5 protein-coding genes are annotated in these 5,639 nt (G+C 57.3%); 4 read left to right on the forward strand and 1 reads right to left on the reverse strand.

From position 1 onward, the window contains the following. Window positions 1–107: 107 nt before the first annotated feature. Window positions 108–707: a superoxide dismutase gene (locus ACEQWH_RS06185; protein ID WP_370228929.1), complete on the forward strand. Its 600-nt coding sequence runs from the start codon at window positions 108–110 to the stop codon at window positions 705–707. Between the two features lie 96 nt (window positions 708–803). Here the strand turns inward: ACEQWH_RS06185 and ACEQWH_RS06190 are convergent, their stop codons facing one another. Continuing rightward, window positions 804–1,346: a TIGR00730 family Rossman fold protein gene (locus ACEQWH_RS06190; RefSeq protein WP_370228930.1), complete on the reverse strand. Its 543-nt coding sequence runs from the start codon at window positions 1,344–1,346 to the stop codon at window positions 804–806. 99 nt (window positions 1,347–1,445) lie between these two features. Here ACEQWH_RS06190 and ACEQWH_RS06195 point away from each other — a divergent pair, with 99 nt between their 5' ends. From ACEQWH_RS06195 to ACEQWH_RS06205, 3 genes are all read left to right on the forward strand, one after another. After that, a complete protein-coding gene (locus ACEQWH_RS06195; RefSeq protein ID WP_370228932.1) occupies window positions 1,446–2,978 on the forward strand; it encodes a LysM peptidoglycan-binding domain-containing protein in 1,533 nt (510 codons plus the stop codon). A 157-nt stretch (window positions 2,979–3,135) separates the two neighbouring features. Then, the gene (locus ACEQWH_RS06200) at window positions 3,136–4,974 is read left to right on the forward strand and encodes an ABC transporter ATP-binding protein/permease (RefSeq protein ID WP_370228933.1); all 1,839 of its coding nucleotides are present in this window, start codon (window positions 3,136–3,138) and stop codon (window positions 4,972–4,974) included. Window positions 4,975–5,040: 66 nt separating this feature from the next. Next, window positions 5,041–5,639: LysE family translocator (locus tag ACEQWH_RS06205; protein WP_370228935.1), on the forward strand; the 599-nt coding region annotated here is incomplete at its 3' end.

Consider the following 5,639-nt stretch of genomic DNA (forward strand, 5'->3'; position numbering starts at 1 on the left):
AGCGTTTCGCGGGGCATGGGGCGTTCAGAGGCTTTTGTACTTGACCTTTGACGGCAAAAGCTCACATCTAGCCAACAGAGACCGCTATGAATTATTAGGAGGCCGCCATGGCTTTTGAACTCCCCGATCTTCCTTACGCACATGACGCATTGGCAGACTTTGGTATGTCCGCAGAGACGCTGGAATACCACCACGATCTGCACCACAACGCCTATGTCACCAACGGCAACGCGGCCATCGCGGGCACCGAATGGGACGGTAAGACTCTCGAAGAGATCATCGTCGGCACATATGACAAATCTGCGGTTGCGCAGAATGGCATCTTCAACAACATCTCGCAGCTGTGGAACCACAACCAGTTCTGGGAAATGATGGGCCCAGGCAAATCCGCAATGCCTTTCGAGCTGGAAGCTGCGCTGGTTGAGAACTTTGGTTCGGTTGACGATTTCAAATCCCAGTTTTCCGCAGCAGGCGCGGGTCAGTTCGGCTCTGGTTGGGCATGGCTGGTGAAAAACGCGGACGGTTCTTTGGCGGTGACCAAGACTGAAAACGGTGTGAACCCATTGTGCTTTGGTCAGACAGCTCTGTTGGGTTGCGATGTTTGGGAACACTCTTATTACATCGACTTCCGCAACAAGCGTCCTGCGTATCTGACGAACTTCCTGGACAACCTAGTGAACTGGGAAAACGTCGCATCCCGGATGTGATCTTTCGATCTTTGACGAAAAAAGCGCCCTGCCTTTTGGCAGGGCGTTTTTGTTTGGGGCTGCGCCCCTTTTGGATATTTTAGGCAAGAGAAAGAGTTAGCGGCCTATGTTCTCTGCAACCTCGGCAGGGGTGGCAAGCAGCGTGATCTGGGCGCGCAGGCTTTCGCTGGCAAACCCTTGAGAGATCACATGGTCGATAAGCGCGACCAGCGGATCCCAATAGCCATCCGTGTTGATCAGATAAATCGGTTTGTCATGCAGCCCAAGCTGGCGCCATGTCAGCACTTCAAAGAACTCGTCCAAAGAGCCCGCGCCGCCGGGCAAGACGACGACCACATCGCCTTCCTCATACATGCGGGTTTTGCGCGCGTGCATGGTTTTGGTCACGACATATTCCGTGAGGTCGGTTTTTCCGACTTCGGCATTCTCCAGATGCTCTGGGATCACGCCAAAGGTCTCTGCCCCAGCCGCCTGTGCTGCACGCGCGACGGTGCCCATCAGGCCTAAGTCTCCGGCACCGTAAACCAGCCGCCAATCGTTGTCGCCAATAAGGCGGCCCAGCTCTTTTGCGGCGGTCTCATAAGCCGGGGCCCCCCCCATGCGCGCGCCGCAAAAGACGCAGATCGACAGTTTTGCCATGTTTGAACTCTATTTATGGAATCTGTTTTGACCACCGTATCCCTTGTTGATACTGTCCCTCAACCGAGGGGACTGCAAAAAATACTGGGAAGACCGTGAATGTCTAAAATGGGATCAGCCGCGTCCGGGCAGACGCTTTTGTTGGCAGGGATTGCCGTGGTTGTCGTGTCTGGCGCGGTCTATACATCGGGCGTGTTCGCGCCGTCGTCGCTGCCGCAGCAGAATGCGCCGGTTGAACCTGTCGTGCAGGTCGAACCGCAAGTGCATCCGGACGAGCCCGTGGTCGTTGAAGCGACGCCAGAGCCCGTAGAAGAGGCGACGCCTGAGCCAGCCGCAGTTGCGATGATCAAACCCAGCTTTGATCTGGTGCGGATTGCACCTGATGGCGCGGGGCAGGTCGCTGGGTCGGCAGAGCCGGGGGCTGTGGTTGCGATCTTGTTGGATGGCGACGTGCTGAGCGAAGTTGAAGTCGGACGTGACGGCAAGTTCTTTGGCTTTATTGCGCTGGATGCAAGCCTTGAGCCACGCGTGATGAGCTTGATGCAAACGGTTGATGGCGAAGAGGTTTTCTCGGACGCGACTGTGATTATTGCCCCAAGCGCACCGGTTGTTGCCGAGCTCGAGGCTGAGACGAGCTCTGAAGAGACGCCCGCTGAGGAGACGGTTCTTGCGATGGCGGACCCGGCGGATAGCTCTGGTGCGGATGACGTTGTGACAGATGCACCGGTTGTGGCCCAAGCAGAGGTCGTGGCGACGGAAGATACGACGGAAGAAACCACTGACGTTGTGGTCGCGGACGTAGAGGTCACTGAAGATACCGTTGTCGAAACGGGTGAGACCGAGGGTGCAGCGGTGGTGGCTGATGTCGCCGATGCGGTGGAAACGACTGTCGAAGAGGTCGTCGAAGAGACCGTCACTACAGCCGAAAACACCGAAAGCAGCACGGTCGGGGATGTTGCCGCCACCGCAGTGGCGACAGTTGAAGACACCGTAACTGAAAGTGTCGAAGAGGCCACGTCGGCCGACGTCGCCGTTGCCACACAGCCGGTCAGCAAGCCAGCCGCTCCGGCTGCTGAGGCCGCGCCTGTGGTGATTATCGCAGACAGCGATGGCGCGCGGGTTCTGCAAAGCCCGACCGCGCCAGAGGCGGCCCCAGAGGTGCTATCCACAGTCGCCATCGACTCGATCAGCTATTCGGATCTGGGCGAAGTGCAGGTGGCTGGAACCTCGCCAAGCGGTGACTTTGTACGGATCTATCTGGACAATGAACTTAGCTCGACGGCGCGGATCGCGCAGTCCGGTCTGTGGGAGCTGAAACTGCCGGATGTGGCGCCCGGGGTCTACACGCTGCGTGTGGATCAGGTGTCTGATGCGGGCGATGTTGTGTCGCGCGTAGAAACGCCGTTCAAACGCGAACCAAGCGAGAAATTGGTCGCGGCAACACAAGAGATCGATGTCAAAAAGGTGCTGGCAGTGACCGTTCAGCCCGGCATGACCCTATGGGCGATTTCCAAGGAAAACTACGGCGATGGTCGCCTGTATGTGCAGGTGTTTGAGGCTAACAAGGACCGTATTCGTAATCCGGATCTGATTTATCCGGGGCAGGTCTTTACCGTTCCGGATCAAAACTAAACCAAGCGCCGCCCAATAAGGCGGCGTTTTCATTTTGAAGCCTGTGTGCAGGGCAGCGACAGCCATGCGTCCGGTGCAATCCTGAAAATCACGGTTGTGTGAAAATAGACGTCTGACGGGGCTGGCATTCCAAAGACCTGAGGACTACCTATGAGCCATGGCACGAGGTAGTACCCAGCGCTGGCCCACGTCTACGGACGAAGAACTGGCCCGACACGAGCAGCGATCCGGTTGGAATATCATCCGACGGGTTATCCCGTATTTATGGCCCAAAGGGCGCAACGACATCAAAGCGCGTGTGGTGCTGTCGATGCTGGCGCTGTTGGTGTCGCAGCTGATGGCCGTTGGGGTGCCGCAGCTTTACGGTATGGCGGTGGACGCTTTGGCCGAGGATGGCGCGTCTGTCTTTATGCTGGGCGCGGTTGGCCTGACGGTGGCCTATGGTTTTGCGCGCGTCATGCAGATCAGTTTTCAGAACCTGCGCGACGTGATCTTTGCGCGGGTAGGGCAACGAGCTCTGCGTCAGCTTGCGCTTGAGACCTTTACCCACATTCACCGCCTGTCGATGCGCTATCACATCACGCGCAAAACCGGCGGTCTTAGCCGGATTGTCGAGCGTGGGGTCAAAGGCGTTGAATTCCTGTTGCGGTTCCTGCTGTTTTCGATTGGGCCGCTGATCCTGCAGCTTGTGCTGATCATGGGGATTCTGGCGTGGCAATTGGATGTTCGGTATTTGATGGTCATTCTGGTCACCATCGCGGGCTATGTGTGGTTTACCTTCAAAGTCACCGAATGGCGCGTGAAGCTGCGCAAAGAGATGAATGATCAGGACACGGACGCCAACCAAAAGGCGATCGACAGCCTGCTGAACTTTGAGACTGTGAAGTATTTCGGCGCCGAACAGCGCGAGGCTGCACGCTATGACGTCTCGATGCGCGGCTATGAACGCGCGGCGTTGAAGACCGCCTATTCTTTGGCCGGGCTGAACATTGGCCAGTCGTTTATCATCACCTCGGGCCTGGTGATCGTGATGATTATGGCCGCTGTGGGTGTCGAGAATGGCACGCTCAGCGTGGGCGACTTTGTGATGGTCAACGCCTATATGGTGCAGATCACTATGCCGCTGAACTTCCTTGGCACGGTCTATCGTGAAATCCGACAGGCTTTGGTGGATATGGGCGAGATGTTTGGCCTGCTTGAGCAACCCTCCGAGATCAGCGACAAGCCTGACGCCAAAGAGTTAAAGGTCGATGGCGGCCGGATCGAGCTGCGCGACGTGGTCTTTGGTTATGAAGCAGACCGCGTGATCCTGAAGGGCGTGAACATTGATATTCCCGCAGGCCAGACCGTGGCGATTGTTGGGGCCTCGGGGTCTGGGAAATCGACGATTGGTCGCTTGCTGTTCCGGTTCTATGACGTGCAGCGGGGTGGGTTGTTCATTGACGATCAGGATGTGCGGGATGTGACGCAAGAAAGCCTGCACAATGCGATTGGTGTGGTGCCACAGGACACGGTGCTGTTTAACGACACAATCCGCTATAACATTGCCTATGGACGCGATGGTGCCACGCAAGAGGACGTCGAAGCCGCCGCCAAGGCCGCGCAGATTCATGACTTTATTTCCGATCTGCCCGAAGGCTATGACACGATGGTCGGCGAGCGTGGGCTGAAACTGTCTGGTGGTGAGAAACAGCGTGTGGGCATTGCGCGCACCTTGCTGAAAGACCCGCCGCTGTTGCTGTTGGATGAGGCGACCTCGGCGTTGGACACAGATACCGAGCAATCCATCAAAGAGGCGCTTGCCCATGCGGGTCACGGGCGCACGGTGATTACGATTGCGCACCGTCTGTCGACGATTGCCGAGTCTGACCGCATTGTGGTGCTGGAGGCCGGCCAAGTGGTCGAACAAGGCAAGCACGATGAACTGCTGGCCCGCGACGGCCGTTATGCGCAGCTTTGGCATCGTCAGCTTAACGAAACCGAAGAGGTCTCTTAGCCGCACCGCTTGCTTTGGTTTGCGAGCGCTCGTTAAAGTGGCCCCAATCTGAGATTGGAGGCCGCTATGACGATTGAAACGTGGTTGCTTTATGTAGCGACCGTTCTTGCCTTGATGAGTACGCCGGGTCCAAGCCAGTTATTGATGCTGTCAAACAGCAGCACGCATGGATTTCGCAGGTCTCTGGCGACCGCTGGCGGGGATCTGACCGCAAACATGCTGCAGATGTTGGCCGCTGGTCTGGGGCTTGCCGTTGTGATTGCCGCCTCGGCGACGGCGTTGACGGCCATCAAATGGGTCGGCGTGATCTATCTGATCTGGCTTGGTGCGCGGATGATCCTGCGGGCCAAACCATTGGATCCGGGTGTCGCAGGGTCGCGCACGTCCGTGTCGCTGAAAGCTCTTTGGATGCAGGGCTTTATAACCTCTGCTGCCAACCCCAAAGCCGTCGTGTTTTTTGCAGCGTTGTTTCCGCAGTTCATTTCCGCAGAGGCCGCGTTCTGGCCGCAGTTCCTGATCTTGTCGATCACCTATCTGACGCTTGATGGCCTGTTTCTAAGCGCCTATGGCCTCGCGGCAAGTTGGTTGGCTGCACGGGTCAAAGGACATGCCAAGGTTTGGATCGACCGGATCGGTGGCGGCTTTATGATTGGTGCGGCGGTGTT

This window comes from Cognatishimia sp. (genome assembly GCF_964229375.1).
GTDB lineage: Bacteria > Pseudomonadota > Alphaproteobacteria > Rhodobacterales > Rhodobacteraceae > Cognatishimia.

Coding starts and splice junctions, on each gene's coding strand:
- ACEQWH_RS06185 (WP_370228929.1), top strand. CDS start 108: ATGGCTTTTGAACTCCCCGATCTTCCTTACGCACATGACGCATTGGCA.
- ACEQWH_RS06190 (WP_370228930.1), bottom strand. CDS start 1,346: ATGGCAAAACTGTCGATCTGCGTCTTTTGCGGCGCGCGCATGGGGGGG.
- ACEQWH_RS06195 (WP_370228932.1), top strand. CDS start 1,446: ATGTCTAAAATGGGATCAGCCGCGTCCGGGCAGACGCTTTTGTTGGCA.
- ACEQWH_RS06200 (WP_370228933.1), top strand. CDS start 3,136: ATGGCACGAGGTAGTACCCAGCGCTGGCCCACGTCTACGGACGAAGAA.